1 protein-coding gene is annotated in these 243 nt (G+C 50.6%); it reads left to right on the top strand.

The features are described from left to right. Positions 1 to 243: hypothetical protein (locus tag ABFY71_RS19105; protein WP_347947461.1), on the top strand; the 243-nt coding region annotated here is incomplete at both ends.

Below are 243 nucleotides of genomic sequence, written 5' to 3'. Positions count from 1 at the left end.
AAAGAGCACCATAAACACGCAGTTAGACATCTTTTCCTCGCCTGCCCAAATGATGGGCAAGCGTGAGAGCAACCACTACGAAGACCCCAATGCCTGGCACAATAAGTTCTACCGTGAGGTAACAAGCAAAGTGGACGAGGATATATTCAAGCCCCTTTTCTCAGATGGGAAGGCCAACGGCAAGGACGGACGTCCAAACGCACCAATCCGTATCATCTTCGCTATGCGTGTCCTAAAGGAGGG

The sequence above is a fragment of the Devosia alba genome (genome assembly GCF_039938915.1).
GTDB classification, from domain to species: Bacteria; Pseudomonadota; Alphaproteobacteria; order Rhizobiales; family Devosiaceae; genus Devosia; species Devosia alba.
Note: the sequence above shows the minus strand (reverse complement) of the source record. Positions and strands in the feature narration are given on the sequence as shown.